This is a genomic window from uncultured Varibaculum sp. (genome assembly GCF_902489465.1).
Taxonomy (GTDB): Bacteria; Actinomycetota; Actinomycetes; order Actinomycetales; family Actinomycetaceae; genus Varibaculum.
In genome coordinates, this window is the sequence record NZ_CABTZZ010000007.1 from 22,604 (window position 1) to 48,855 (window position 26,252).

A 26,252-nucleotide genomic window follows, 5' to 3' on the forward strand; every position below is an offset into this window, starting at 1 on the left:
CCTAATGGTGGGCCATACTGGTTTCGAACCAGTGACCTCTTCCGTGTGAAGGAAGCGCGCTACCCCTGCGCCAATGGCCCTTGAACTCAAACCACGTTACCGGATTTTGAGGGCGCAATCCAAATTCGCCGCCATTCTGATACGCTACTTGTAGCACGGGAGCTTTCGAGCTGAGAGGAAGCAAAAACGCTTCGACCGTTACACCTGATCCAGGTAATGCTGGCGCAGGAAGCTGGTTCACCTGTGCACGGATATAGGAGGCACAGATGGATCGAGAACAGCAGCTGGAAGTGGTCAACAATTCCTGGCCACCTTTTTCCACCAGTCAGGCAGCCGAAGTCCTGAGGGAAATCCCGGATTTTCGCGAGCAGCAAATCGCAAGCCTCTCCCCTTCTTCCCGTCCTATGGCTGCGGCTTGCCTAGTGACCACCGCTAGCGGCAAGCAAGTATTTTTAAAGCGCTACCACCAAAATCTGGTGACCGCGGCTGAGCTAGAAAGCAAACATTCCTTTGTCAATCAGCTGGCAGATGAGGGGTTCCCCACCCCGCGTTTTTTCTGTTTTAATCAGGGAACCAGCACCCTGGCCGCTGGAGAGTGGATTATCGAGGCCTCCGCAGGCGCGGCTGGGCAAGACCGCTATCGAGATCTGCGCTCCTGGTTACCTCCAAAGACCCGCGAAGAAGCCGTGGAATTGGGCAGAGTTGCCGCCCGACTCCGTATCGCTAGCCAAAAAATTCAGCCGCAGTCCCTGGATCCTGGCCCCTATCAAAACCGGATAGAGCTCCTACTGGGAGATCCGCTACCCAAGCTAGCAGGATTTTTAGATGCCCATCCGGTGCTTGCTAACTATCTGCAAGACAATGGCCACGATTTAGGTACCGCACTAGAGCCTTTGCGTCCTTTTGCGCGCGCTCTTACTCCCTTAGCCGATGCTCCCCGCTATTTCACTCACGGTGATCTACATGTTTCTAATACTTTTTGGGAAGGAAACAGCATATCTTCCCTAATTGATTTTGGTCTGGCCTGCCCAAATCCCCCACTTTTTGACCTAGCAGTATTACTGGAACGCCACAGTATCGACTGGATCAGTATTACCGAAGGGAAAACCGATAGTTACTGGCCGCAGGTCGCTGGCGACTTGCTAACCGGATACGGGCAGGTGTTCTCCCTCTCCCCGGAGGAAATCGAGATGCTCGGTGCGCTGATTGCTCTTTGTAACGCAGAGTTTTCTCTTTCTGCCATCGAATACGATCTGCTGGCACCGATTGATCCGCAGATTAAAGACTGGGCCTGGGATATCGGCTTCCAAGGTCATAGCCAGTGGTTCCTGACCGAACCTGGCAAAAAATATTTGTCCCTTATCAACCAACTAGCGAAAGAAAAAGCATGCGAAAAATAGCTACCGCTTTAGCCTGCACCCTGACCCTAACTTTGGCGGGGTGTGCCGCGGGATCTAGTTCCGCAACTAAAGACCCCGAGTTGAAAAATACTTCGGTAATTTTGGACTGGACCCCCAACACTAACCACACCGGGATCTATGTTGCCCAAGAAAAAGGATTTTACCGCGAAGCCGGACTAAACGTAAAAGTAATGGGCTTTTCTAAGAGTGGCGTGGAATCAGTAATGGCCGCCAAAGGTGCCGATTTCGGCTTCTCCGGCACCGACTCGATTGCCTCCGCGAAAGCCTCCAACTTGGGGATCAAGATGGTGTTCAACCTGCAACCAAAGTCTTCCTATATGCTGGGATTCTTAGATAAGGCGGATATTCAGCGTCCCCGAGATTTAGATGGCAATACCCTCGCTGACTTCGGCGGCGGATTCCAACATATTGCCACCAAAATGCTGATCCAAAAGGACGGTGGCAAAGGTGATTTCAAAAAAGTGGTCGCCGGCGCTGGGACCCTGCAGGCAGTGGAACAAGAACGCGCTGACTTTGCGGAACTTCTGTCTACTTGGGAAGGCATTGAGGCCGAGCAGAGCGGGTATAAGTTACGCTACTTTGATTACGAGAAGTACGGAGTACCCACTACCCCGGCGCTGCTGGGAATCTCTACCCGCGCCGACCTAATAAAAGAAGATCCGCAGCTGGTGCGCTCCTTCGTGCAAGCCACCCAGAAAGGCTACCAGTGGGCAATAGACCACCCGCAAGAAGCTGCTAAGATCCTACTAGCAGCGAACCCGCAGGCAAAGCTAGATGCAAAACTAGTTAACGCCTCCCAGGAGAAGCTTTCCAAAGAGTATTGGCCAGATGCGGCCGGCACTGTGGGGCATGCCGATATGGATAAGTGGCAAAGCTACTTAGACTTCATTATTGAGCAGAAGCTAGTTACTGACGGTGATGGAAAACCCTACACCCAAAAAATCTCCGCGCCCGAAGTAGTAACCAACGAGTTCCTAGCAAAAGCCGCCAGTAAATGAAAGCAAGCTCGCGACTAGTCGCCGCCGGCCTCGTCCTTTTATCCCTGCTTTTGTGGGAGGGAGTTTGCCGCCTGGGGACAGTTAACCCCAAGTTGCTCCCCGCCCCCAGTGTGATCATTAAAGCCGGGGTTGCGGACTGGCCGGCGGCCTCACTAGCCACCCAAATAACCCTGATAGAGGTACTGGCAGGCACGCTACTCGCAATTATTTGCGGGGTAGCGATTTCTTTTGCGCTATGGAGAGCCAAAACTTTCGGCAAAGCCGTGATGCCTCTTCTGGTGATCTCCCAAACTATTCCGGTAGTAGCTATCGCGCCCCTGCTGATAATTTGGTTCGGATTTGGCATGACCTCAAAAATCCTCCTAGTGGCGTTATTTGGAGTTTTCCCGATCATTGTCGCTTTTACTAAAGGTCTGGCGGCTCCCTCTCGCGACCAGATTGATGTAGCGCGCTCTTTAGGAGCCTCCCCTGCCTGGATTTTCTCCCACTTGCGAATGCCGGCCGCTCTCGGGGATTTTATTACTGGACTACGCATCGCGGTCACCTACGGGCCGGCCACTGCCGCTACCGCCGAGTTCGTGGGGGCGGAGAATGGTTTAGGAATTTACTTGCTTACTGCCCAAGGATCTTTTCGGACGGAACTAGTGTTTTTCGGTGCCGGGATCCTAACGCTAATGACTTTGGCAGCTTACTTACTAGTGGGACTAGCAGAACGCATCTTGATTCCCTGGAAGAAGGCAAAATGAGCCTATTGCAACTATCAGCGGTAACGAAGAGTTTTACTAATCCACCTCTGACCGCTTTAGACAACGTGGAGATGACCATAACTAAGGGGACAGTGACCGCCCTGGTGGGACCTTCAGGTTGCGGAAAATCTACCCTGCTGCGAATAATCGCGGGTCTTAGTTCTCCCTCCCAAGGCAACCTGGCCTGGTCAGTAGATAATCCCCTAATCGCCCTGATGCCCCAACGCGATGGACTATTTTCTTGGAACACTATCGAAGACAATGTGGCACTGCCCTTACGTATTCGGGGAGTCCCCCGCAAAAAAGCCCGCGAGCGCGCCCGCGCCCTCCTCGCCCAGTTCGACCTGCAACAGTTTTCTGGAGTCTATCCGGCGCAGCTTTCAGGAGGAATGCGTTCGCGAGTAGCCTTTTTGCGCACCATGCTAGCCAAACCCACTTTAATCGCCCTAGATGAACCTTTCGGGGCTCTTGACCAGATAACCCGTAGCCACATGCAACGTTGGCTCTGGCAAGCCGCTCGCAGCCGCGATTTAACTCTTTTGCTGGTCACCCACGATATTGCCGAAGCGGTCACCCTAGCTGACCGGGTACTGATGATGTCAGGCCGGCCTGGCCGTATTATCACTGAAATTCCGATTGAGATTCCGGAACGGGTGGAATATTTATCAGCAAATTCAGTGGGAGCTAGCGGCAGTTTTAGTCACGGAACCGGACTGCGCACCACCCCAAATTTTGTGAAAGCCTATCAAGAAATCGAAAACGCCCTCTGGGGCATTGAAAATAGGGAGGAAAAATGGATTTAACCCGAATCCGCTTGGAATATGTCGTTACTTGGCCTAATCACGCTGGCTTATTCGTGGCTCGCAAGAAAGGCTGGTATCAAGAGACGGGCCTAGATGTTGATATTTCTTGGGATGGTTTTGACCGCGGGACTCCGGCCCAGCTAGCTGCCAAAGGAGAGTTTCAATTTGCCTCTATTCGGCTGGGAGAGCTGTTGGAAACCCGCCATAGCGACCACCCCTTCGTAGCGGTAGCCACCTTTAATCAAAATCAGTTAGGTGGGGTGATTACCCTCAAAGAGAAAGGGATTAGCCGCTTTCGAGATTTAGAAGGAAAAACCGTCTCGATTCCACCGGTGCAGCGACTTATCCAGATGGTAATTGAAGCCGTCGAGAAAGATGGCGGCGATTTCTCTAAAGTCAAAGTCATGGATCCGGGAGTATTCGAACCGGATATTCGCGCAGTTGAAAAAGGCAAATATGACGCGATTTTCAATGTTTTAGGCTGGGAAGCCTACCAGGGCAGTAAACCGTTCTCCGAGGTAGTGCAGCTATCCTTCGATGAAGTGGAGGTCACCCCCCACCATGCCTATTTCCTGTGCGTAGAGGAAAGCTATCTGCGTAGCCACGAAGATCAAGTACGGGCGTTCCTGGCGGCTACCAGTCGCGGCTATGATTTTGCCCGGGATAACCAGGCAGAAACCGTAGATATTTTAGCTTCCACTATGTGCGCCAGCGAAGAGGACGTATTAGAGTCCTCCCTTAAGTTCATGGCGCCCTCTTGGCATGCACCCTCCGGACGCTGGGGAGAGATGGATGCCGAAATAGTTCGTTCCTACACCACGTGGATGAGCGAACACGGCTTTACCACCGCTACCCTAGCGGACGTGGAAGGTGCCTATACTAACGACTACCTACCCGAAAGGTAGAATCCCTGCATATTGATTTTGGCTCGGATACCTAAGGTTTTTAACACCCTAGAAGGTATCCGAGCCGATTACTTTTCGCTTAATCTTTTTTAGGATTTGCTGCCTGGTACCGCTTAGAGTACCAGATCGATAGCAGCGCGGTTCCTACCAGGACAACTAAGATATATCCCATTGAAAAGCCGATAGAGGGCTCCGGAATAGCCGCTGCCCATTTCTCTATCCCCCAGAAGGGCGCCTCGTGAGCGGCATGGATAATCAGTTTCACCCCGATGAATCCCAGGATCAAAGCCAGCCCGTAATGCAGGAATGCCAGGCGCTCTAAAAGTCCATCTATTAGGAAGAACAACTGGCGCAGTCCCATCAAAGAGAAAGCGGTAGCGGCGAAAACAATAAAGGGGTGTTTTGTCAGACCGAAGATCGCGGGAATGGAGTCAAAGGCGAACATTAGATCCGCCGATCCAATAGCTACGATAACTAAGAACATTGGGGTTACGTAGGTTTTTCCGCGGTGACGGTACAGCAGTTTCGCTTCCCGGAACCCTTCAGAGACGGGGAGCACCCGGCGCACCAGGGTGGTGAACTTGTTCTCCTGGTAACCCTCGCCAGAATCCCCCTCGTCCTCTTTGGTTATCCCTTCCCGCGCCTGACTGATAGCGGTGTAGATCAAGAACAGTCCGAATAGGTAAAAGATCCAGGCGAATTGATTAATTAGTGCTGCGCCGATCAGGATAAACGCCAGACGCAACACCATTGAGATTATGATTCCCAGCATGATCACTTTTTGCTGGTAGACCCGCGGAACCTTAAATCCACTCAAGATGATGATGAAAACAAAGAGGTTATCCAAGGATAGCGACCATTCGGTGATCCAACCGGCCCAGTATTCTACTGCCAGATTCAGATCCCATTGCAGCCACACCACCAAGCCAAAGGCGGCCGCAATCGCCATATAGATACCTGACCAGATGGCGGCCTCTTTAATTGAGGGTTCGTGGGCTTTGCGGACATGTCCGCGAAAATCAAGCACCAGTAGAGCGAGAATAATGATAGCTAGCAGTAGCCAGTTCCACCAGTGAATTACTTCATGGCCGGGGACGGCATTAAGCGTAGGCATCAGACCCATGCAGCGTTCTCCATTTCGTTGGCGTTGTCTATGCTCAGGTCTTCTTCCGCCTTTTCAGGCCGAACCAGCCGGGCATAATTGCCGTGATGACGACTGGCCTGTTAATGGAAGTACTCCCCTTCCGGATTTACTTTCTTAGTCTAACGTGTTTTAGCCGCAACCCCGAACCGTGATCCGGCCAGTGACGCCGTTCCCAAAAAGTACCGATAAGCGCCAATCCCGACAGAGAGATGATGCTACAAAACCCTACTACCAGCCATTGTGTAAAGCTTAAGACCTGCAGAGCAAAGAAGTCGCGAACCACGGGCACTGTAATTGCCGCCACCACCAAGGCAATCATGGCTGTGAGCAATCCCCCACGCCAGCTAGGCAGTGGCTGAGACAGGATCGCCAGCAGTCCCAGCGCCCCAATCGCCAGGACAATAGTGGCAGCCGAAGTGGCAACCTCCGTCCTACCTAACCAAAGGTAGGCTCCAATCGAGGTGGCTCCACACAATAATCCTGCCGGCAAGGCTAGTTGACCTACCCGGCGCAAAAACCCGGGACGATAACGCCTGTTAGAGGGCGCCAGCGCCAAGAAAAACGCGGGGATTCCGATAGTACTAGAAGAGATAAGAGTCAGGTGGCGAGGTAGATACGGGTAACGTACCCCTAATACCCCCACTATCAGCGCCAAAAGGGCAGCATAGGTAGTTTTAGACAGGAACAAGGTAGATACCCGCTCCATGTTTCCCAGCACGCGACGCCCTTCTCCTAGCACCTGTGGCAGAGCCGAAAATCTAGAATCTAGCAATACTGCTTTCGCCGCTGACTTGGTGGCCTGCGCGGCATTACCCATCGCGATCCCCAAATCCGCATCTTTTAACGCCAGGGCATCATTTACCCCATCCCCGGTCATAGCCACGCATTTTCCGCTAGCCTGTAAGGCGTGCACCAGGGCTCGTTTCTGTTCCGGAGTTACCCGGCCGAACACCTGGTGTTTTTTAAGGATCTGGGCAATCCCTTCCTCGTCCTCGGGAAGCTTCCGCGCATCAAACCCGGTAGTTTCAACCCCGAGTCTGCCGGCTAAAGCCGCAACCGTGACCGGGTTATCCCCCGAAATAATCAGAACCTCTACCCCTTCTTCCCTAAAGAAATCCAAGATTTGGGCAGCATCATCGCGCAAGCGTTCGGTCAGCACTATGAGGGCGACGAGTTCTAACTTTTTAGGAAGGGCAGGATTTTGCGGGGAAATCTGCTCATTTTCGCTGCGCGCCAGAGCCAGAACCCGCGCTCCTTTCTGAGCCCAAGTAGCGGTTTGTTCTTGGCAAGAGCGGTCTTGACCCAAAACAATTTCGGGAGCGCCCAGCACCCAGGTATCACCCGCGCTAACCAACCCCGACCATTTGCGCGCCGAATCGAAGGGTATTAGTTGCGGGTTTTCAATGTTTGAGGTCGGCTTTTTAAGGTCTTTATCGAGGCGTTCATAGATTGCCGCCGAAGTGTCATTTTCACGTTCTTTAGTCAAAACTGCCAACGCAGCCTGCGCGTTTAAATCCAGCTTACCAGCAGGAACTAGTTCATCCTGCCCGGGGAGGACAAAACCACGCGCGGCAATCTCTCCGGTAGTGAGAGTACCGGTTTTATCTAAGCAAAGAGTGTCTACCCGGGCTAATACTTCTACCGCGGGCAGCTCTTGTATGAGCACTCCTTGTCGCGCCAGTTTTAAGGAAGCTGCCGCAAAGTTAACCGAGGTGAGCAGCACCAGGCCTTGCGGAATCATCCCCACGATACCGGCAACTACTGCTACCACCACCGGGCCAATGTTTTTCCAAGTAACTTCGCTAAGCCCTCCCAAGTTACGTATCTGCGCCACCGCCAGCAGCACGATCACCAGGGGAAGACAATAGGTGATTACCGTCAGAATCTTGTTGATTCCCTCTTCTAGCTCCGAATGCGCCATTTTAAACTTCTTGACCTGGATAGCCATCGCATTAGCCCACGAGCGGCTGCCCACCGCACTGACCTGTACGTAACCATCACCGGCGACTACGGCAGCACCGGAATAAACCTTCTCTCCTACCGCACGCGGCTGGGGAACTGATTCCCCAGTTAGGTTGGATTCATCTAGGTAAAGCCCGCGAGTACTAACAACTTCTCCGTCGGCAGGTACCTGGTCACCGCGCCGCAACCATAAGAGATCTCCCTGCACAATTTGGCGGGGTGAAATTGCTTGTTGCTTTCCCTCCCTGATCACTTGAATCGGATTTTCCTGGAGAATACTGATTCTTTCTAAAACCCGTTTTGCGCGCAGTTCCGAGACAATACCGGTGAGCGCATTGACCACCATCACGATCCCAAAAACGGCGTCCGCCCAATGCCCAAAAATCAAAGTAACCACAATGCAGACGCTAAGAATGGCGTTAAACAAGGTAAACACATTGGCGCGCAGAATCTGGCGGACAGTGCGGGTGGCTCGGGGAGTGAACTGGTTAGACATCCCTTTTTTCGTTAAAGCCGCAACTTCTTTCTGGCTGAGTCCGCGCATCCTCTGAGCATTATTTATGTCCTGGATCCCGATCCTCTTGCGGTCCGAGGCGTTGAGGGCGTTAGTATCGGCAGTTTCAGTTACGGCCTGGCTGCTGTTTACTCGGGGATCACCTTCCGGAACCGCACTTTTTGCAGCGGTTATTTTCGAGGAGCAATCTACCCAGTCCTCGCCTATCGGTGCTTCTGGCTTGTCCGATACGCTCAATTCGCCTCCCGCATTTGCCGCAGTTCTTTCTTTAAATCCCGCACCTCATCGCGTAGGCGCGCGGCCACCTCGAACTGGAGTTGCTTTGCTGCCTCGTGCATTTGGTCAGTTAGTTCTACGATAAGCGCCGCCAAGTCGGTTTGGTTCTGGTTAGCCAAACGAGCACGCACGTCCTGACCGGTTTCCCGACGGGTGCGCGCATCGGGGCCGCTCCCTGCTCCCCGATATCCGGTGCCCAGCAAAGACTCGGTATCGATTTCTTCGCGCGCCAACATATCGGTAACATCTGCGATTTTCTTGCGCAACGGCTGGGGATCAATCCCATGCTCGCGGTTATAGGTCAACTGTTTTTCCCGCCGCCGCTCGGTTTCCTCAATCGCTGCCCGCATCGAGTCGGTAACCTGATCGGCATACATATGGACTTCCCCGGATACGTTACGGGCAGCGCGCCCTACGGTTTGAATCAGGGAGGTAGTCGAGCGCAGGAAGCCTTCCTTGTCCGCGTCGAGAATCGAAACTAGGGACACTTCTGGCAGGTCTAGGCCTTCGCGCAGCAGGTTAATCCCCACTAGTACATTGAACCGTCCCATCCGCAGTTCTCGCAATAGTTCCACCCGTCGCAGCGTATCCACATCGGAATGTAGATATTCGACTAGCACTCCCCGCTCGGCGAGGTATTCGGTGAGGTCTTCTGCCATTTTCTTAGTCAAGGTAGTGACCAGCACCCGCTCGTTCTTTTCGCTGCGTACCAGGATTTCTTCCATCAAGTCATCGATTTGCCCATCGGTAGGTTTAACCACGATCTTGGGGTCAACCAGTCCGGTGGGGCGAATAATCTGTTCTACTACCCCATCGGAGCGCCCCAATTCATAGGTTCCGGGGGTGGCAGAAAGATAAACGGTTTGCCCAATGCGTTCTTGGAATTCTTCCCATTTCAAAGGACGGTTATCCATAGCCGAGGGCAGACGGAAACCGTAATCCACCAAAGTGCGTTTGCGGGACATATCTCCATGGAACATGGCTCCTATCTGCGGCACTGTCACATGAGATTCATCAATGATTAATAGAAAATCCTCGGGGAAATAATCCAGGAGAGTGTTCGGGGGGCTGCCGGGCCCGCGCCCATCAATATGGCGGGAATAGTTTTCGATGCCTGCACAGGTACCAATTTCTCGCATCATTTCCAGGTCATAGGTAGTGCGCATCTGCAGGCGCTGCTCTTCTAAAAGTTTGCCTTGTTCCCGGAAGTATTTCAGCCGCTCGCCTAGTTCGTCCTCAATACTATCGAGGGCGCGTTGCATCCGCTCCGGGCCGGCTACGTAGTGAGAGGCAGGGAAAAGAAAAACTGATTCTTCTTCCGAGATAACCTCGCCGGTTATCGGGTGCAAGGTGGCCAAGGAATCAATCTCATCACCGAACATTTCGATACGGATTGCCATTTCCTCGTACATGGGAATGATGTCAATAGTGTCTCCGCGCACCCGGAAAGTTCCCCGCGTAAACGCCATATCGTTGCGGGTGTATTGCATGGTGATAAAACGTTTAAGTAGTTCGTTACGCTCTATTTGCATTCCCACTTCGAGCGGAACCATCCGCGCCACATATTCTTGGGGAGTACCCAGGCCGTAGATGCAGGAAACCGAAGACACCACGATTACGTCCCGGCGAGTGAGCAAAGAGTTAGTGGCAGAGTGCCGCAGCCGCTCGACCTCGTCATTTATAGAGGAATCTTTTTCAATATAGGTATCGGACTGGGGCACATAGGCTTCTGGCTGATAGTAGTCATAGTAGGAAACGAAGTATTCCACCGCATTGTCGGGGAAAAGTTCGCGCAGTTCCGCCGCCATTTGGGCAGCCAGAGTTTTATTGGGCTCCATTATTAAGGTGGGACGCTGCACCTGTTCTACCAGCCAGGCGGAGGTTGCGGATTTGCCAGTCCCGGTTGCCCCCAGGAGAACAATGTCCTTTTCACCGTCGTTAATCCGCTGGGTGAGCTGCGCGATTGCCTGGGGTTGATCCCCGGAAGGCTCATAGGGCGCTTTCACCGTGAAAGGTTTTTTAGCGCGGCGCAGGTCTAGTTGCTCACTCACCTTTCCAGTCTACTAGGGACGGTATCCGAGGGCGTTTTTAGGCTAGTTTTTAACAGCTTGGTATTTTAAGCGTTAAGAATCACGTCTGAGTGATTTGCTGGGATAGCGGCGGGAAGATAAGATTTTGGAGGTAACGGGCTGTGGCGCAGTTTGGTAGCGCACTTGACTGGGGGTCAAGGGGTCGCAGGTTCAAATCCTGTCAGCCCGACCATTTATTTTTACTGCTAGTACCGTTTTCAGGGTGGCTGGCTATGATAGAAACATGACTGAGATTTCTAAAATCATTAGCGACCGCTGGAGTCCGCGCGAATACGACCCGGACTTTTCGATTAGTAACGAGCAAATCAATCAGCTATTAGAGGCGGCGCGTTGGGCTCCTAGCGCCATGAATGCTCAGGAATGGTGGTTTGTGCCGGGAATTCGTGGAGACAACAACTACGAAGTGTTACGCCGGGCTGTAGCCGGTTTTTCCGATTGGGCACTTGATGCTTCCGGGCTGATTTTAAATATCCATCGAGAATACCCTTCTCGTCACGGTCTAGATTTTGGCTCCTACGACCTGGGCAGCGCAGTACAAAATATGTTGTTACAAGCAGAGGTAATGGGGCTGCATATGCGGCCTTTCGCCACTTTTGACCGGGAGCTAGTTAGCCGGGAGTTCCAGATTTCCGCTCCCTATGTTCCCTTCACGATGTGTACTGTAGGTAAAGCTCCCGCCGGCCTCACTAAAGACCGGGAACGCAAACCGCTGCAGCAGCTACTGTGGGAAAACCACCAGGCTTAATCCGGGAATGCCGTATCGTTGTTACCCGGTTTCATCTGCCTTTCTTAAGGCGGCTAGCTGGTCACGTTTACCGTAAATAGCATTGAGGACGTAAACGCAGTTCGAATCGGTATCTATGCGGTAGTAAATCAAGAAATTCTTAGCCGCAATGCAACGGATTCCTCTACTGTGCCAAGGCTCATCCGGGATGGGCGCGAAAACTGTTGCCAGGTATGAGAGTTTTCCGATTTCGGCGCGCAAAAACCTCAGATAATCCCGCGCTACGTGTGGAGATAGCAGTTCCTGGGCAATATATTTGCCTAGTTCTATCAGATCATTCTCAGCATCGGGAGTAATGAGAACCTGGAAGGAATTCAACTAAAGTTCCTTTTCCAACTCATCAAATACAGAGTTGTAGTCCCGCCCTTGACCAGACAAAGACTGCGAATAGCTGCGTGCAAGCTTTGCGTTCAAGTCATCCGTGGTCATTTCATCAGCAGTTCTAAAATTTTCGGGAAGAGCCAGACTAAAAGGAACTGCGCGCTGCAATATGATTTGGCGATACAGCGAATTAATTACCGCTGAGGTGGAAATTCCCAGCTGATCGAGGATATTTTCAGCAGCAGTTTTAACATCTTGCTCAACGCGCGCGCTCACAGTCGCATTTTTCACATATATCACCCTCCAGAATTATTGTAATACATAGTTCTGCAGTCTGCGATACATAGGCAGAAAATCCACGAAAGGACGACTAGGAAAGTAGCTACATTGAGCAGGATAAAAGCAGACTGTGCCGCAAAGACAGACTCAATCTCTAACCCGATTTCCTTCTGCCTCAACCGCTAGAACAGTTGCTGTAGGAAAACCACCAGGCTTAGGGCGTAGAACAATACCCGCTTTAACCGGCGAAACTGGGATCGGCGTAGCCGAAACCAGGGGCTAGTAGATCACCAGCAAGATCTTAAAAGAAAATCAGATTCCCCCGCGATAGTCTCGCGGGGGAATCTAATTGCTTAGGGCGATACCTTAGAAACTCGGTTTCTAAGGTCGCTACCGGCACCCTCTTAAGCTGCCGGACGTAGCTGCAGACCTAAGTACTGGGCGGCACGAGCCCGCAGAGTCTCATCTGCCAGAGCCGCGATTGCTTCCCGTACTCGGCGGTCTTGGCTAACGTCTGCAAACCAAGGGCTGATCGCATCCGAAATCGTGTTAATCAGCAGATTGTTTGCTTGACGGCCAGTGCCTGCTTCAACAATATTGAATTTTTCCATTTTGATACTCCATTCACTTCTTCATCTCACGGGGTTGGCACATGGTTCGTACCGGTAACCCCGGGGTTCCAAAAGAACCCTGCCTGTTGTGGCCAACTTCAGCACACCATAAAGGTGGCAGGCAGTCAACCAATTTTCCGAGAAAACTCGAAAACTTCAACAAGCGTTCAACTTTAGTTCACCATCCAGATATTGTCAATCTTGGATCGTCAACTCCCTGCGCGCCTCGAGGCCGAATACCTGGAGGCAGTCCAAAAACACTTTTCTCGCCCTAGAGAATTAGCGGTAAAGCACTAGCGATAGTCGGTTTCTAACCCTACCGTATGAATCCGCATCGAGTTAGTAGAACCCGTCACCCCCGGAGGCATACCGGCGAGGATAATTACTTGATCCCCTCGCTTAGCTAATCCCTGTGCTTGTAGCACCTGATCAACTTGCCAAATCATGTCGTCAGTGTGAGTTACATAGGGAACCCGGTAAGTACGAATTCCCCACGAAACCGCCAGCTGATTCCGAGTGGACTCTAACGGAGTAAACGCCACCATGGGGATTGGGGAACGCAGTCGGGACATGGTGCGCGCGGTCGCACCTCCCTGCGTGAACGCGATCATGAATTTCAGATCCAGCATTTCCGCTGCTCTGGCAGCCGCGATTGAAAGCACCCCAGCTCGATCATGATCATAGGTAGTGAGGGGAGATATCCGGTCTCCCCCGTTTTCCTCCACATTAGTAATAACCGAAGCCATCAGGCGCACCGCGTCAATCGGGTATGCCCCCACCGAGGTTTCCCCAGATAGCATTACCGCATCGGCGCCATCCAAGATCGCGTTAGCACAGTCAGAAGCTTCAGCGCGGGTAGGACGCGGGCTATGAATCATAGAGTCAAATACCTGAGTAGCCACGATGACCGGCTTCGCGTACCTTCTGGCCAGCTCGATCGCTCGCTTTTGCACCAAGGGCACCGCTTCTAGCGGCATTTCTACCCCCAGGTCGCCACGCGCCACCATGATGCCGTCAAAAGTCTGCACAATTTCCACTAGACGGTCGACTGCCTGCGGTTTTTCAATCTTGGCAATAACTGGGACGTGGACTTCCTCTTCGTCCATAATCCGCTTCACATCAGCAAAATCATCAGCGCTGCGCACAAACGACAGCGCAATGATATCGGCGCCTTGCTGCAGTCCCCAACGCAGATCGTCTTCATCCTTTTCTGAAAGTGCCGGTACAGAAACTGCTACCCCCGGCAAGTTAAGTCCCTTATGGTCGGACACCACCCCGGGTACTTCTACCTCGGTAACTACATCGGTAGCGGTAACTTCCTTTACCCGTACCTGCACGTTTCCGTCATCAATCAAAAGGGCATCTCCGGGAGTGCAATCCCCCGGCAAACCTTTGAAGGTAGTCCCCACGATTTCTTTATCCCCGGGAACATCGCGAGTGGTAATCGTGAAAGTGTCGCCCTTTTCTAAAGTCTGCGGGCCAGCAGCAAAAGTCTCTAAACGAATCTTGGGGCCTTGCAAATCCACCAACACCGCAATAGCTTTGCCAGTTTGCAGTGCCACCCGCCGAATATTACCAATCGTAACCTCAGCTTCTTCTTGGCTGCCGTGTGAACGGTTAATCCGCGCCACGTTCATCCCCGCCTCGGCGAGTTTCTCAATTTGGGACGGGGAATTTGTTGCCGGCCCTAACGTACATACAATTTTCGCTCTGCGCATACCTCTATCCTAACGAGTTCCTCAGTTCTTTCCACTTAGTCGAGGGCTAGTTGGCTCCCTGCCAATCCAACATAACTAAACAGAAGTTGTTTTATCGCACCCCTCAGGAGGTATTTCACTACCCTGTTGCGGATTAGCTTCCTGCTGGCGGGGAACGTTCTGGCGATAACACCAAACTGCCAAGGCTACCCCCAGGATGAACATCAGCAGACAAGTCCAAGCATTTATACGTAAACCGAGCAACTGATTTGCCTGATCCATCCGCAGGTTCTCTACCCAGAAACGCCCCAGGCTATAGGCACACAGATAGAATCCCATCATCATGCCACCGCGCGGGCGGAAATGCCGCTCTATCCACACCAACACCCAGATTGCTGCTAGGTTCCACAACATTTCATAGAGAAAAGTCGGGTGGAAAGTAGCATACTGTTCAAAGCCTAGCGGGCGATGTTGCAGGTCAATTTGCAGTCCCCAAGGCAAAGTAGTCGGCCTACCAAAAAGCTCTTGGTTAAAGTAGTTCCCTAAACGACCAAAGATTTGCCCGACCAAGATCGTAGGCGCAATAGCATCGGCTACCGGAGCGATTTTCAACTGCCGATGCCGCAATACCAGACAAGCAGTGATGGTGCCAGCAATTACCCCTCCCCAAATGGCCAGCCCGCCATGCCAGATCAGCGGGATTTCTTTGGGATTGCCCGTGGGACCGAAATAGTCTTGCCACTTGCTCAACACATGGTAGATCCGGGCTCCGATAATGCCGATGGGAACTACCCAAATAGCCAAATCCACGATTAGCTCCGGGTCACCTCCCCGGGCTTTATAACGCCGCGAAGCCCACAGGCAAGCCAAGAAAATACCGGTAAGAATCGCTAAAGCATAGGCACGCAGGGGAATAGGTCCTAAATACCAGACACCTTGCGCGGGAGAGGGAATAGAGAACGGGTTCATCCCTTATCTTTCTAGTCGTGGTGCTTATCGCGGCTGATCCGAGACTTGCGGGAAGTTGCCAAAGCTGGATGTGCTCCCGCCGCCACCATTTCAGCCACTAAAGATTGCGGATTATTTGACTGTACCAAAGCTGAACCAATCAGTACCGCATCAGCGCCTTGTTGGGCATAGTTAAACACATCATGCGGACCGGCCACCCCGGATTCTGCCACCGCCACCACCTGCTCGGGAATAACGTCAACGATTTGGGCAAAAGTATCCATATTAAAATCGAGGGTGCGCAAATCTTGGGCATTTACCCCGATTACCCTGGCGCCCGCTTCCAGTGCCCGAAAGGCTTCTAGCCGCGAATGCACTTCCACAATCGCAGTCAAACCGAGCGAGTGGGCCCGCTCTACCAAAGAGGTGACTACCGTTGGTTCTGCCGAGGTTTGCAGGATCAAAATTAGGTCAGCCCCTAATGCTCGAGCTTCATGAACCTGATAGGGGGTGATCACGAAATCTTTATAGAGTACCGGCACCTCTACCGCTGCCCGCACCTGCCGCAGGTCTTCGATGGAGCCACAAAAAAAGTTTTTTTCGGTAGAAACCGAAATTACGGAAGCTCCCCCCGCTTCGTAAGATTTAGCCAGCGCCGCCACATCGGAGACTTCTCGCAAAAAACCCTTACCGGGGGTGGCACGTTTTATTTCTGCGATTACCGAAACCGCGCCCTCGCTGCGTAAGGCACGGACTCCATCCTGAGGACGAGGACGCTGGGCAGCGATCCGTTTGATTTCTTCTAGGCTTACCTCAGACTCCCGCCGCGCCACTTCTTGCCGCACGCCAGCCAGTAACCGTTCTAGAGCATTCATCTGAGTATCACCTCCAAAACCATATTATGATTTTGTCACCTTCAGTAATAATTCTAGTTGCTGGCAGGGCGCTGCCCGACACGGACTGGCAGTTCACCGCCGCTTTCAAAGCAGCTGCGCTCGCCGGTGTGACAGGCAGCCCCTACCTGATCCACCTGCACCAACAGGGCATCCCCGTCACAATCAATCTGAACTTGCTTCACATATTGTGCGTGCCCAGAGGTATCACCTTTGCGCCAATATTCGCGGCGCGAACGCGACCAGAAAGTGACCCTCCCCGTAGTTAGCGTGCGTCGCAGCGCCTCGTCATCCATATATCCGACCATTAAAACTTGTCCGTTTCGCCAGTCCTGAATAACCGCACATACCAGTCCCGCCGCATCAAATTTCAAACGAGAGGCTATATCCGGATCTAAAGCTTGTGCACTCATCGAACCGCAAACCCCGCTTCCTTGAGCCCTGCTTTCACCGCCGAGATCGCGACCTCGCCAAAATGGAAAACACTGGCCGCTAACACTGCATCTGCCCCGGTGCGGACTGCCTCGACAAAATGCTCAACCTTGCCCGCACCCCCAGAAGCAATTAAAGGAACGGTTATCCGCGAGCGTACCTGCGCTAACATTTCCAGGTCAAAGCCAGTTTTCACCCCATCAGCATCCATCGAATTGAGCAAAATCTCTCCGGCACCGCGGGCGGTGACTTCGCTACACCACTCCAAGGCATCGATACCGGTAGAACGGGTTCCCCCATGGGTAGTAACTTCAAATCCACTGGTAGTTTCCACCCCGTCAGGGCAGCGCCGGGCATCAACCGAAATCACCAACACTTGGTTACCGAAACGCTTAGCTATCTGATCGATTAATTCCGGATTGGCGATAGCCGCAGTATTAACCCCCACCTTGTCGGCACCCGCCCCCAGGAGTTGTGCTACGTCCGCTACCGAACGTACTCCCCCGCCTACGGTGAGCGGCACAAAGACTTGTTCGGCGCAGCGCTGCACGGTTTGCACCATGGTGGCGCGCCCCTCTTTAGAAGCTGACACATCCAGGAAAGTGATTTCATCTGCACCTTCATCGCTGTAGCGTTCTGCCAGTTCCACGGGATCTCCCGCATCTCGCAGGTTCTGGAAATTTACGCCCTTAACCACTCGCCCTTGGTCAACATCTAGGCAAGGGATCACCCTGATCGCTACCGCCATTTAGCCCTCCTCAATAGGTTCTCTACCCTCAGTGTAAAAAACTAATGTGAATAGGGAGCGCCAGCGCCGTTAGGTGGACTGGATTCGGCAGAGCTACCGCTAGTTTTGAAATAACTGTTCCCTTATTTCGCGCAGGCCAAAACATCCATAACTACCACCAAAGCACTATCACCGGTGGCTTGATCAGCGGGAATAATCGCCAAGATACGCGAGTTGGCACGCAGGGCAGTTAGTTGTTCGGATAAGGATTGGAAAGTACTTTCACCCACTATCTTTTGCGGACCAAGGTTACCCCAGGTGTAGGCACGTTTCTTGCCTGAGTCTAGTTCCCAGACTCCATATTGCGCCAGGATCTTCTTTCGCGGGTCTAGTTGTTCGCCTTTGCCCGGTACCAAGACGAAAGTTGCGGCCTCTTGCGGTTTCGTTTTCGTTGCCGACTCGAATTGCGGCAATCCTTGCGGGAAAGAGAAACTTACCCCCGCCGCTTCCGGAATCTGCAACTGTGACTGATAAACCGCAGTAGGTAGCACATCGATAACGTCTACTTCCATAGTGGTTTTCCCGTCACTGGCAGTAGCCGGGCGGTGCACGATCAGGCGCGACCCCTCGTTCCTGCCTATAACTTCGGTAAGCAACCCACTGGGCAAAGTAGAGGCGTTAGCTTTGCCCACAAAAAGCTGTGGTTTTCCTCCCTTGGAAACCAGTTTCCCGGTATCGCCCTCATAAACACTCACCATCACCCGTACGTCTTGATTTTCCCGTATCTGCGGCCCGAAGCCGCGAATAGCTACCCGCGAGTTAGGCAAAGTAATAGGCATCCGCCCTTGAAATTCGACTACTGGCTGTTCTCCCAATTGACCACTGACTTTCACCTGGGTAGAAACCCCGCTGATTTCTTGACCCCTACCGGCCTGCCAGAGATAAAACCCTAAAACTACCGCAGCGGCCACCGCGAGTACCGCAGCTGCGGCCAGCCACCACCGCAAAATACGCCAGAGGGAAGGTTTTTTCTTCGCCGGAACTGCTGCCTTTCGCGGAGGAAAGCGTCGCTTTAAATCGCTAGATGCGCCTTCCTGGTTTTCTCCGGAAACGGTTTGCGGCTCAGGAGACGAAATGGAGAAAGCATTCTTCGTATCATCGCCGTGACTGCGGGTGTTCGCTTCCATTAAGCTCACGCCCTCTCCTGCAATTCGGCCAGCAGTTTATCTAGGATTTCACCTTCAGAGGCAAAAGGATCCCCTAGCATTACCGTCGGCATTTTCGATTCATCAATGCGCACGTGTATCCAATCCACGGAGACGTCTCGCCGCAGCTGCTCGGCTTCCCGCAATATCGTTCCCCGCATATTTGCCCGGGTAGTGCGGGGCGGATAGGTTTTTGCGACCCCTATTTGTTTCGTGGTTAGCAGCTGACGCATCAGCCCTGCCTGAGTCAGCGCTGGAGCTAGACCAGCGGAAGTGATGTCGTGATAGGCCAAATCTAGGCGCGCTATTAGGGGAGAATTCATAGGAACTTGATGCCGCTTGGCGCTTTGTTCTAGAAGATTTTGCTTAATCACCCAATCGATCTCGGTTTGCACCGCCTGGAAGTCTTCGTCCTCGAAACACTTTATTGTCCTCCCCCAAAGTTCTAGGGGATCAAAATCGCCAATTCTTACCCGCTCCCGAGTAGTTTCTAGCTCCCCCGCATCGCTTAGAGTATTCATCACCCGTTGATAGATGCGTTTTTGGATTTCTACCGCATCTAGGTGACCGCCCGCTTTTAGCTTTAATGGCGCCCTGCCGGTTAGATCGGCGTTGATTTCGCGGATCGCGCTCATAGGGTCAGCTATCGCCAAGTCGCTCACGCTTAAAGAACAGTCAATCGCATCTAGTAACGCAACGGTCATCCCCACTTTTAGAGCGGTGGTGGCTTCACAAATATTAGAATCCCCTACGATCACGTGCATGCGGCGATACTGACTAGAGTCTGCCAGCGGCTCATCCCGAGTATTGATAATGGGACGCGCCCGGGTAGTGGCCGCCGAAATCGGATCATACATTTTGTCGGCGCGTTGGGAAAAATGATACCCGCCATCTTCATCTACCAGTCCCGCTCCCACCAGGATTTGCCGGGTAATAAAGAAGGTAATTAGGGCGTCAGCCATTCCCATAAAATCTGCTGAGCGATGCAACAGGTAGTTTTCGTGACAGCCGCACGAATTCCCCTGGGAGTCTCGGTTATTTTTCAGCAAGTGGATTTGGCCGTTGATATCGTCAGCGTGCAGCTGCTGATTAGTGGTGGTTACCAGATCGGAAAAAATCTCTTGCCCAGCAACGTCTTGCGCCAATAAATCCGTTACATAGTCGCATTCGGCAGTCGCGTATTCGGGGTGTGATCCTACATCCAGGTAGAGCCGTCCCCCATTGGCGAGGAACACATTAGAAGAGCGATATCGGTTAACTACCGGCATAAACAGCCTACGGGCTGCTTGTTCAGCATCTAACGGCGGCCTGCCTTCGGGAGCGGCGCAGGTGATCCCGTACTCGGTTTCGATCCCGAAAATCCTACGCAAGAACTATTCCCCACCTTTTTGCACGAAACCTTCGACAAAAGCTTGCGCATCAGTTTCCATTACCGTATCTATCTGTTCTAAGAGGGCATCAATCGCGGGAGCATTGATTTGTGCCTGTGCGGCTTCTACCCCTTCGTCAATGCTGGAATTTTTCCCGCCGGGCGCGTTTATTTGTTCTTGTACCACTTTTGTTTCCTCCTAATAAAGTTAAGCCTAAAATTTTTCTGTCAGTTTTTCCTTTTTAGCGCTAAGGGCGCGGGCAAACGTGGCAGCATCGCCATTTTCGAGGGCGCGCATTTCAGCTGGCGAGGCAGCGCAATCCGGATCCCCCAAACTGAAGCGTAATAGCTGCTCCCCGCCTAAATCTAAGAGCAGTGACTGCCAGGATCCTTTCTTAACTTGTGGCAGTTTCGCTACTGCCATCCCCCGCACCCAGGATCTGCCCCCACGAGGAGGCTGCTGAACCGCTTGCAATACTTCCTCCGGTGAAAACAGTTGCTCTACCATTCCGGCCTCGCAGATGTTTTCGAATATTCCCGGCCGCAGCGCCGCCCATTGTAAATCTAACGCCTGAAGTTTGGGGTGGTTCCAATCGCAGCCTAAACGCTGGCGCATTCGTTCTAAAAGCCGATATTTCCCCACCCATTCGACTCGGCGGGCGGCGAGCTCACGATCAGTGGATAAAGAATCTAAAACTTGCTGCCAGTCACCCAGCAACGCCGCGCTAGCCTCATCTGCTCCGCCGCGCTCTTCTAAGGCCTCGGCAATGGAGGTTCGGATTGCGTTTTGAATCTGGAGGGCGCTTAGCGGCCCCGATACCGTTTCTATGCGGTGAGTAAGGGAGAGATCATGTGATACCGCCCAGGTTTCTTCTACCGGATCAGAAGTAATCCGCAGCTCTTCCAGTTGTTTCACCTGGAGACAATCAGGGTTTTCTAGAAGCCACAGCAAAGCGGCAGTAGAGCCTAGACGCAGGTAGGTTGAGTATTGAAAACGGTTTGCGTCTCCGCCAATAATATGGAGACGCCGCCACCGGCTAGCATCCGCATGTGGTTCGTCGCGAGTATTAACTATCGGCCGGTTAAAGGTAGTTTCCAGTCCGATATCGTTTTCCACATAGTCAGCGCGTTGCGAAATTTGGAAACCAGGTTTTTCGGAGCGTTGCCCAATGCCCACGCGGCCGGCTCCGCAAATAAGCGGGCGGGTAACCAGGAAGGGAATCAAGTTTTGGGCAAGAGCGTAAAAATCTAGGTCACGCCGCAGTAAATAGTTCTCATGACTGCCGTAGGCCGCGCCTTTACCATCCACATTGTTCTTGTACAGCTCAATCTGGTTACCATGTTCTGCTGCCAGCTCCATGGCACGATGGGCAATCAGATCTCCCGCCGCATCATAGAGTGCCCCTTGCTTGGGGTCTAGAGTTTCCGGAGAGGAATACTCCGGGTGAGCATGATCAACGTACAGGCGCGCGCCATTAGTCAGTACACAGGCACTTGGCTTCGGCATTGCGGCTTCTTGAGCACTAGGGCGAGCAACCGCCTGTACTCCCGGACCGGAAGGCGCCAGCTGCTCGGGATTATTGGTTAGCTGCGAGGGATCCGCCTGGTGGGGATTAAGCGAAAACCCGCGCATATCCTGCAAGGGATTTTCGCCCTCATAATCCCAGGTAACAGCTTCTGACGGCCGAGAGTGATCCCGGTAGGCCGCCACCACTTGGGTAGAAAGTGCAACCGGGTTAGCGTAGACGTTTCCTACCTGGATAATCCCGAACTCGGTTTCAGTTCCCAACGGTCGCTTAATGGCGCTTTCGCTCACGGCTCCTCCTATTGCAGGCTACGCACATCAACAATTCGCGCGCCCCTAACTCCCAGGGTACGCGCCCACTCTCCCGGATCAGCAGAAGCCCCCAAAGCTGCAGTTTCGCGAATTTCTTCCACCGTGGCTGCTTCAACGTGCCTCCAACTAAGTCCATTTATATTCGCCGGATCTAGCAATGAGTCTTTAATCGCCGCTTTTTTCGCCCGCTCTACAATCGAGGCAATCATCGCCCCGGAAAGCAACGAATGTGCATAGACTATTTCTTTTTCCCCGTTCTCATAGGCAACTTCATAAATCTGAGTGCGATCTGATTCCTCCGCCAGTAGCGTCACCAGTTTTTCGCGCAGCCTCGCCTTCCCATCTGCCGGGGAAGTTCCCTCCTCTGGTTCTACCGGTACATTTTGTCCCAGGTGGATATCAAAGATTTGTCCGGCCTGTTCCAAGTTAGGCCGCTCGATACGTACCCGTACATCCAGGCGTCCCGGCCGCAGCACCGCTGGATCTATCATGTCTTCGCGGTTAGAAGCCCCAATCACGATCACATTTGAAAGCGCTTCTACCCCATCGATCTCAGCCAGCAGCTGGGGGACGATCATCGTTTCCACATCGGAAGAAATCCCTGATCCTCGGGTACGGAAAAGTGCTTCCATTTCGTCAAAGAAAATCACTACCGGGTGCTCATTACTGGCTAGTTGCCGCGCCCTCGAGAAAATAGCCCGGATTTGCCGCTCGGTTTCTCCCACGAATTTCGAAAGTAATTCCGGGCCTTTGATCGACAAGAAATAGGAGGATTTCCCGTGGGCGTTAGCCCCTAAAGAAGTAGCAACTGCCTTGGCTATCAGCGTTTTGCCACATCCGGGCGGGCCATATAACAGTATCCCTTTCGGAGCGGAAAGACCGTAGCGTCGATAAAGATCGGGGTGAATAAACGGCAGTTCCACCGCGTCCCGGATAGTTTCAATCTGTTTTTCCAGTCCCCCGATCTGCTTATAAGAAACATTGGGGACTTGGGGAGCCAAAAGTTGCTCTACCTCTCCTCTTTGCACCTTTTGCACCGCAATCCCGCTGCGTCCTTCCAGCAGTAGCGAGTCCCCCACCTCGATTTTTCCTACTAGAGGCGGTGCTAGAGAAACGATTTCACTGTCGGTATTCGATAGCCGCACCAGGACGCGCCCATGGGGCATAACTTCCCCTACCTGTACTAAAGTACCGGTACGGGGATAGGAAAGGATTCTGGATACCACCATTTCTTCATTAACTAGAACTTCTAGTCCGACCCGTAACTGTTCAGGTTTAATATCGGGGTGTACCCGAAGCACCATGGGTTTACCATTTAAAAACAGCCTTACCTGACCAGGGCTTTGGGGATTCTCTGCGATTACGGCCACGGTTGCAGGTGGTTTAGCTAAATCTGCAAGCTGCTGATGAATCGCTACCACTTGTTCGCGAGCTGCTCCCAAAGCTGCAGACAGACGCTTGTTCTTCCCTTTCAAGGAGGTAACTTCCCTCTGGAGGGCTTGCAACTGCTCTTCGCTAGGATCTGACATCAGTTTCCTTTCCGTAAACCTCTTTCAACCTATTAGTTTTGCCCGCCACCTGCTCTAAATGTCCAGGATTACTAACATTTACGAGGGCGTACCCAGGCTGGTTTCTGGCTCTGGCGGCGGCGTGCTTCGTGCAGCAGTGTTTCCTCGCGCCCAATACTCGGCGCGCCTAACTACGTCGCGGCGCACCCGGCGTGTCTTCCGCTCCGCGGGATTGCGCTGCCCTAGTCGCACTTGCTCCCAATCATCTTCCGGGCTCCACTGCCCGCCGTTTATCTTGACCGCCTTAGGGGTATTTCCCAGTTTTTTCGGTCGCCTAGCCCCTCTTGCCAAGGCTCGGCAGGTAACTAGAAACCCGGTATGTCCTACCATCTGATGTTCGGGGCGCAGCGCTAGCCCCTCGGTATGCCACTGTCTTTGAATAGTTTCTTCGCTGCAGGTAAAACCGAAACGCCCATCACTTCTTAAAGCTTCTACCAGCGTAGACATTTGCGTTACGGTCGTTATGTAGCAGCACAACACTCCACCGGGAACCAACAAGTGGTGCAGAATATCCAGGTAGCTCCAGGGATCTAGCAGGTCAATAACCGCGCGATCAAAATAGTGGGAACCGTAAATGCTATCCAAGTCTATTTCCCCCAGGCGTCCGCGTTGCAGCTGCCACGCCGGATGAGGGCGTCCGAACCATAAATCTACATTCGCCTGGGCTATATCGGCGAAGTCTTCGCGTTCTTCCACCGAGACCAACTGGCCGTCTTCTCCAATCATCTCCAGGAGTGAAACCGTCAGCGCTCCAGAACCTGCCCCACATTCAAAAACCCGAGCACCGGTAAAGATATCGGCAGATTGCAGGATTTGTGCCACGTCCTTGGGATAGATAATCGCCGCTCCCCGCGGCATGGATAGGGTATAGTCCAAGCGGCGAGGACGAAAAGCCAAGAATTCTCTCCCCTGGCGAGAACGAATCAGGCTGCCTTCTTCCTTGCCCAATAACTCGGCGAGGGGGAAAGAAGCTTTCGCAGTATTAAACCAGCCGTTTTCGGTAATAGTTACAGTATGTAGATCTCCGGAAGCCCCCTGAAGCTGCACCCGGTCGCCGAGTCTAAACGACCCGCGCGCACGCGCCGACCATCCGGGGACATCTGGGGGGACACATCCGTCTCTTTTTCCTGGTTCAATCTGATTCATCTCCCTAATCCTAGCTTTATCTTGCTGACTTCCCGGTATCCGGCAGCGTCTTACAATACTCTTATGAGTATTTCTAAGCGCGCCTCGGCCCTCTCCCCTTCCCGGATAGGTACTTTCCGGAATTGTCCCTTGCAGTTCCGTTTCCAAGTGATAGATAAGCTCCCCACCAAAGAATCTCAGGTACGCCAGCGGGGAACTTTGGTACACGCAGCGCTAGAGAATTTATTTGACCTTCCAGCTCAACAGCGAACTTTTGCCGCCGCCAGCGGGAAAATGGAGGAAGCCTGGGACAAGACAATTAGCGAAAAACCGGATTTGCTCGCCGAGCTTTTCGGGGAAGATAAAAGCGGCGAAAACCAGTTCTTAGAAACCGCCCGCCAATTGCTTTCTAACTATTTCCAAATGGAGAACCCCGATCGCCTCACCCCCGCTCATCGAGAAAAATATCTGCGGGTAACCGATAAAAACCGCCTGCACCTGCATGGCTATATTGATCGGGTAGATATTTCCCCCACTGGGTTGGTACGGATTGTCGACTACAAGACCGGCAAAGCCCCCGCCGAACGCTATATCGGCCCCTACCAGTTCCAAATTCGTTTTTATGCGCTGCTGTGGTACTTGACTCAAGGACAGTTGCCCGCCCGCCTGCAGCTACTATTCCTAAAAGACCGTCAGGTCTATACCTATACCCCCACTCCCGCGGATATTGACGCCACCACCGAAGAAATATTCGCGGTTTGGGAACAAATCTCTACGCAGGCACATTCGGGTTATTTTCCCCCGCGGCGCTCGCCCCTATGCAATTGGTGCGATTATCGCGCCTATTGTCCCTTGATGGAGGGAATCGCCCCGGAAATATCTAGTGAGGGCGTTCAGCGGTTACTTTCCACCCAAGAAAACAACGCAGAGGAAACCGAGAATTTAAGCTAAAAGTTCCCGGATATCACTCAGATGTAGATGTCCCACCGAGTCAAACCTTGCCGCTGGAATGCCAGGTACTTCCGTGCTCCTGACCAGCGCCAGCCGTGCTCCCGCGTCCTGTCCAGCAGCTAGCCCAGGAGCAGAATCCTCTACCACCAGGCAATTTTCTATCGGTACGTTTAATCTGCTTGCCGCCAGGCGGTAAGGATCACCCGAGGGTTTTTGTCGCATATTCGGTTCCGAACCGGTCACCATCACCTCTAAGGAACCCTTTGGAGCGTTAGCGCACACATCGTGCACCAAGATTTCATAGGAAGCGGAGACTAAAGCAGTGGGGATCTGGGCGCTGGCCAATTCGCTGAGCAGCTCGCGGGCTCCCGGTATCCAGGGAACTCCTTCAAGGGCGTAAAGCTCATGCATATTCGCTACCATCATCTCCACGCCTTTCTCTGGCGCCAGCGGCAGTTTTTTTAGCTCAATCATGAGGGAGGCGCTATCGAAAAGCGAATGTCCAGTTAGAGTATCCCCGTCCTCCTCAGTCCAAACCTTTCCGAAACTGGCAACTATTTTTGCCTCAGTGCGCTGCCAGAGCGGTTCGGAATCAATTAAGGTTCCGTCCATATCGAAAAGAACCGCTCCCATATTTGTCTCCTTT

General features: G+C 52.8%; 25 protein-coding genes, 2 tRNA genes and 1 riboswitch. Of the genes, 8 read left to right on the plus strand and 19 right to left on the minus strand.

Annotated features, from left to right (window positions below; genetic code table 11):
- Window positions 1-5: 5 nt before the first annotated feature.
- A tRNA-Val gene (locus RDM26_RS02400) sits at window positions 6-80 on the minus strand.
- 65 nt (window positions 81-145) lie between these two features.
- A riboswitch (TPP riboswitch) is annotated at window positions 146-248 on the plus strand.
- 18 nt (window positions 249-266) lie between these two features.
- Between RDM26_RS02400 and RDM26_RS02405 the strand changes: the two genes are divergently transcribed.
- Genes RDM26_RS02405 through RDM26_RS02425 form a run of 5 tightly spaced genes read left to right on the plus strand, consistent with a single transcriptional unit; the run spans window position 267 to window position 4,873 of the window.
- Window positions 267-1,400 carry a phosphotransferase gene (locus tag RDM26_RS02405; protein ID WP_307737456.1) on the plus strand — a complete coding sequence of 378 codons (1,134 nt, stop codon included), beginning with the start codon at window positions 267-269 and terminating at the stop codon, window positions 1,398-1,400.
- Window positions 1,388-2,419, plus strand: a complete 1,032-nt coding sequence (locus tag RDM26_RS02410) for an ABC transporter substrate-binding protein (protein ID WP_307737457.1) — start codon at window positions 1,388-1,390, stop codon at window positions 2,417-2,419. Before RDM26_RS02405 ends, RDM26_RS02410 begins: the two co-directional genes overlap by 13 nt.
- On the plus strand, window positions 2,416-3,165 hold the full coding sequence (locus tag RDM26_RS02415) for an ABC transporter permease subunit (protein ID WP_307737458.1): 750 nt from the start codon (window positions 2,416-2,418) through the stop codon (window positions 3,163-3,165). The genes RDM26_RS02410 and RDM26_RS02415 overlap by 4 nt, the downstream gene beginning before the upstream one ends.
- Window positions 3,162-3,968 carry an ATP-binding cassette domain-containing protein gene (locus RDM26_RS02420; protein ID WP_307737459.1) on the plus strand — a complete coding sequence of 269 codons (807 nt, stop codon included), beginning with the start codon at window positions 3,162-3,164 and terminating at the stop codon, window positions 3,966-3,968. Before RDM26_RS02415 ends, RDM26_RS02420 begins: the two co-directional genes overlap by 4 nt.
- Window positions 3,959-4,873 (plus strand): ABC transporter substrate-binding protein, encoded by a 915-nt coding sequence (locus RDM26_RS02425; RefSeq protein WP_307737460.1) that lies wholly within the window; start codon window positions 3,959-3,961, stop codon window positions 4,871-4,873. The genes RDM26_RS02420 and RDM26_RS02425 overlap by 10 nt, the downstream gene beginning before the upstream one ends.
- Before the next feature lie 79 nt (window positions 4,874-4,952).
- Here the strand turns inward: RDM26_RS02425 and RDM26_RS02430 are convergent, their stop codons facing one another.
- The 3 genes from RDM26_RS02430 to uvrB form a co-directional block, all read right to left on the minus strand.
- Window positions 4,953-5,996, minus strand: coding sequence for a TerC/Alx family metal homeostasis membrane protein (locus RDM26_RS02430; RefSeq protein ID WP_307737461.1), 1,044 nt, complete (start codon window positions 5,994-5,996; stop codon window positions 4,953-4,955).
- A 127-nt stretch (window positions 5,997-6,123) separates the two neighbouring features.
- On the minus strand, window positions 6,124-8,730 hold the full coding sequence (locus RDM26_RS02435; protein WP_307737462.1) for an HAD-IC family P-type ATPase: 2,607 nt from the start codon (window positions 8,728-8,730) through the stop codon (window positions 6,124-6,126).
- Window positions 8,727-10,820 carry an excinuclease ABC subunit UvrB gene (gene uvrB / locus RDM26_RS02440; protein ID WP_307737463.1) on the minus strand — a complete coding sequence of 698 codons (2,094 nt, stop codon included), beginning with the start codon at window positions 10,818-10,820 and terminating at the stop codon, window positions 8,727-8,729. Before uvrB ends, RDM26_RS02435 begins: the two co-directional genes overlap by 4 nt.
- 134 nt (window positions 10,821-10,954) lie before the next feature.
- On the opposite strand from uvrB, the gene RDM26_RS02445 reads away from it, so the two are divergent.
- Window positions 10,955-11,031 (plus strand) — tRNA-Pro (locus tag RDM26_RS02445).
- A gap of 51 nt (window positions 11,032-11,082) precedes the next feature.
- Window positions 11,083-11,604 (plus strand): nitroreductase family protein, encoded by a 522-nt coding sequence (locus RDM26_RS02450; RefSeq protein WP_307737464.1) that lies wholly within the window; start codon window positions 11,083-11,085, stop codon window positions 11,602-11,604.
- Window positions 11,605-11,625: 21 nt separating this feature from the next.
- Here RDM26_RS02450 and RDM26_RS02455 read toward each other — a convergent pair whose 3' ends face one another.
- From RDM26_RS02455 to RDM26_RS02520, 14 genes are all read right to left on the minus strand, one after another.
- A complete protein-coding gene (locus RDM26_RS02455) occupies window positions 11,626-11,961 on the minus strand; it encodes a type II toxin-antitoxin system RelE/ParE family toxin (protein ID WP_307737465.1) in 336 nt (111 codons plus the stop codon).
- Window positions 11,962-12,255 carry a type II toxin-antitoxin system RelB/DinJ family antitoxin gene (locus tag RDM26_RS02460; protein WP_307737466.1) on the minus strand — a complete coding sequence of 98 codons (294 nt, stop codon included), beginning with the start codon at window positions 12,253-12,255 and terminating at the stop codon, window positions 11,962-11,964.
- A 392-nt stretch (window positions 12,256-12,647) separates the two neighbouring features.
- Window positions 12,648-12,854, minus strand: coding sequence for a hypothetical protein (locus tag RDM26_RS02465; RefSeq protein ID WP_022863918.1), 207 nt, complete (start codon window positions 12,852-12,854; stop codon window positions 12,648-12,650).
- A 293-nt stretch (window positions 12,855-13,147) separates the two neighbouring features.
- Complete coding sequence (pyk, locus tag RDM26_RS02470) at window positions 13,148-14,572, minus strand: pyruvate kinase (protein WP_307737467.1); 1,425 nt, start codon at window positions 14,570-14,572, stop codon at window positions 13,148-13,150.
- A 75-nt stretch (window positions 14,573-14,647) separates the two neighbouring features.
- Entirely contained in the window at window positions 14,648-15,520 is an 873-nt protein-coding gene (gene lgt / locus RDM26_RS02475) for a prolipoprotein diacylglyceryl transferase (protein ID WP_307737468.1), read from the minus strand.
- An 11-nt stretch (window positions 15,521-15,531) separates the two neighbouring features.
- Window positions 15,532-16,374 (minus strand): indole-3-glycerol phosphate synthase TrpC, encoded by an 843-nt coding sequence (gene trpC, locus RDM26_RS02480; RefSeq protein ID WP_307737469.1) that lies wholly within the window; start codon window positions 16,372-16,374, stop codon window positions 15,532-15,534.
- A gap of 53 nt (window positions 16,375-16,427) precedes the next feature.
- A complete protein-coding gene (hisI, locus tag RDM26_RS02485; RefSeq protein WP_307737470.1) occupies window positions 16,428-16,805 on the minus strand; it encodes a phosphoribosyl-AMP cyclohydrolase in 378 nt (125 codons plus the stop codon).
- Entirely contained in the window at window positions 16,802-17,572 is a 771-nt protein-coding gene (gene hisF / locus RDM26_RS02490) for an imidazole glycerol phosphate synthase subunit HisF (RefSeq protein ID WP_307737471.1), read from the minus strand. Before hisF ends, hisI begins: the two co-directional genes overlap by 4 nt.
- Before the next feature lie 122 nt (window positions 17,573-17,694).
- Window positions 17,695-18,747 carry a hypothetical protein gene (locus tag RDM26_RS02495; RefSeq protein ID WP_307737472.1) on the minus strand — a complete coding sequence of 351 codons (1,053 nt, stop codon included), beginning with the start codon at window positions 18,745-18,747 and terminating at the stop codon, window positions 17,695-17,697.
- On the minus strand, window positions 18,744-20,126 hold the full coding sequence (pafA, locus tag RDM26_RS02500; RefSeq protein ID WP_307737473.1) for a Pup--protein ligase: 1,383 nt from the start codon (window positions 20,124-20,126) through the stop codon (window positions 18,744-18,746). Before pafA ends, RDM26_RS02495 begins: the two co-directional genes overlap by 4 nt.
- Before the next feature lie 3 nt (window positions 20,127-20,129).
- Complete coding sequence (locus tag RDM26_RS02505) at window positions 20,130-20,312, minus strand: ubiquitin-like protein Pup (RefSeq protein ID WP_374041807.1); 183 nt, start codon at window positions 20,310-20,312, stop codon at window positions 20,130-20,132.
- 27 nt (window positions 20,313-20,339) lie between these two features.
- Window positions 20,340-21,941, minus strand: a complete 1,602-nt coding sequence (gene dop / locus RDM26_RS02510) for a depupylase/deamidase Dop (RefSeq protein WP_307737474.1) — start codon at window positions 21,939-21,941, stop codon at window positions 20,340-20,342.
- Between the two features lie 8 nt (window positions 21,942-21,949).
- Complete coding sequence (gene arc, locus RDM26_RS02515; RefSeq protein ID WP_307737475.1) at window positions 21,950-23,491, minus strand: proteasome ATPase; 1,542 nt, start codon at window positions 23,489-23,491, stop codon at window positions 21,950-21,952.
- A gap of 78 nt (window positions 23,492-23,569) precedes the next feature.
- Window positions 23,570-24,676, minus strand: coding sequence for an rRNA adenine N-6-methyltransferase family protein (locus RDM26_RS02520; protein WP_307737476.1), 1,107 nt, complete (start codon window positions 24,674-24,676; stop codon window positions 23,570-23,572).
- Window positions 24,677-24,739: 63 nt separating this feature from the next.
- On the opposite strand from RDM26_RS02520, the gene RDM26_RS02525 reads away from it, so the two are divergent.
- Window positions 24,740-25,606 carry a PD-(D/E)XK nuclease family protein gene (locus tag RDM26_RS02525; RefSeq protein ID WP_307737477.1) on the plus strand — a complete coding sequence of 289 codons (867 nt, stop codon included), beginning with the start codon at window positions 24,740-24,742 and terminating at the stop codon, window positions 25,604-25,606.
- Here the strand turns inward: RDM26_RS02525 and RDM26_RS02530 are convergent.
- The gene (locus RDM26_RS02530; protein ID WP_307737478.1) at window positions 25,598-26,239 is read right to left on the minus strand and encodes an HAD-IA family hydrolase; all 642 of its coding nucleotides are present in this window, start codon (window positions 26,237-26,239) and stop codon (window positions 25,598-25,600) included. The genes RDM26_RS02525 and RDM26_RS02530 overlap by 9 nt on opposite strands.
- Window positions 26,240-26,252 lie beyond the last annotated feature (13 nt).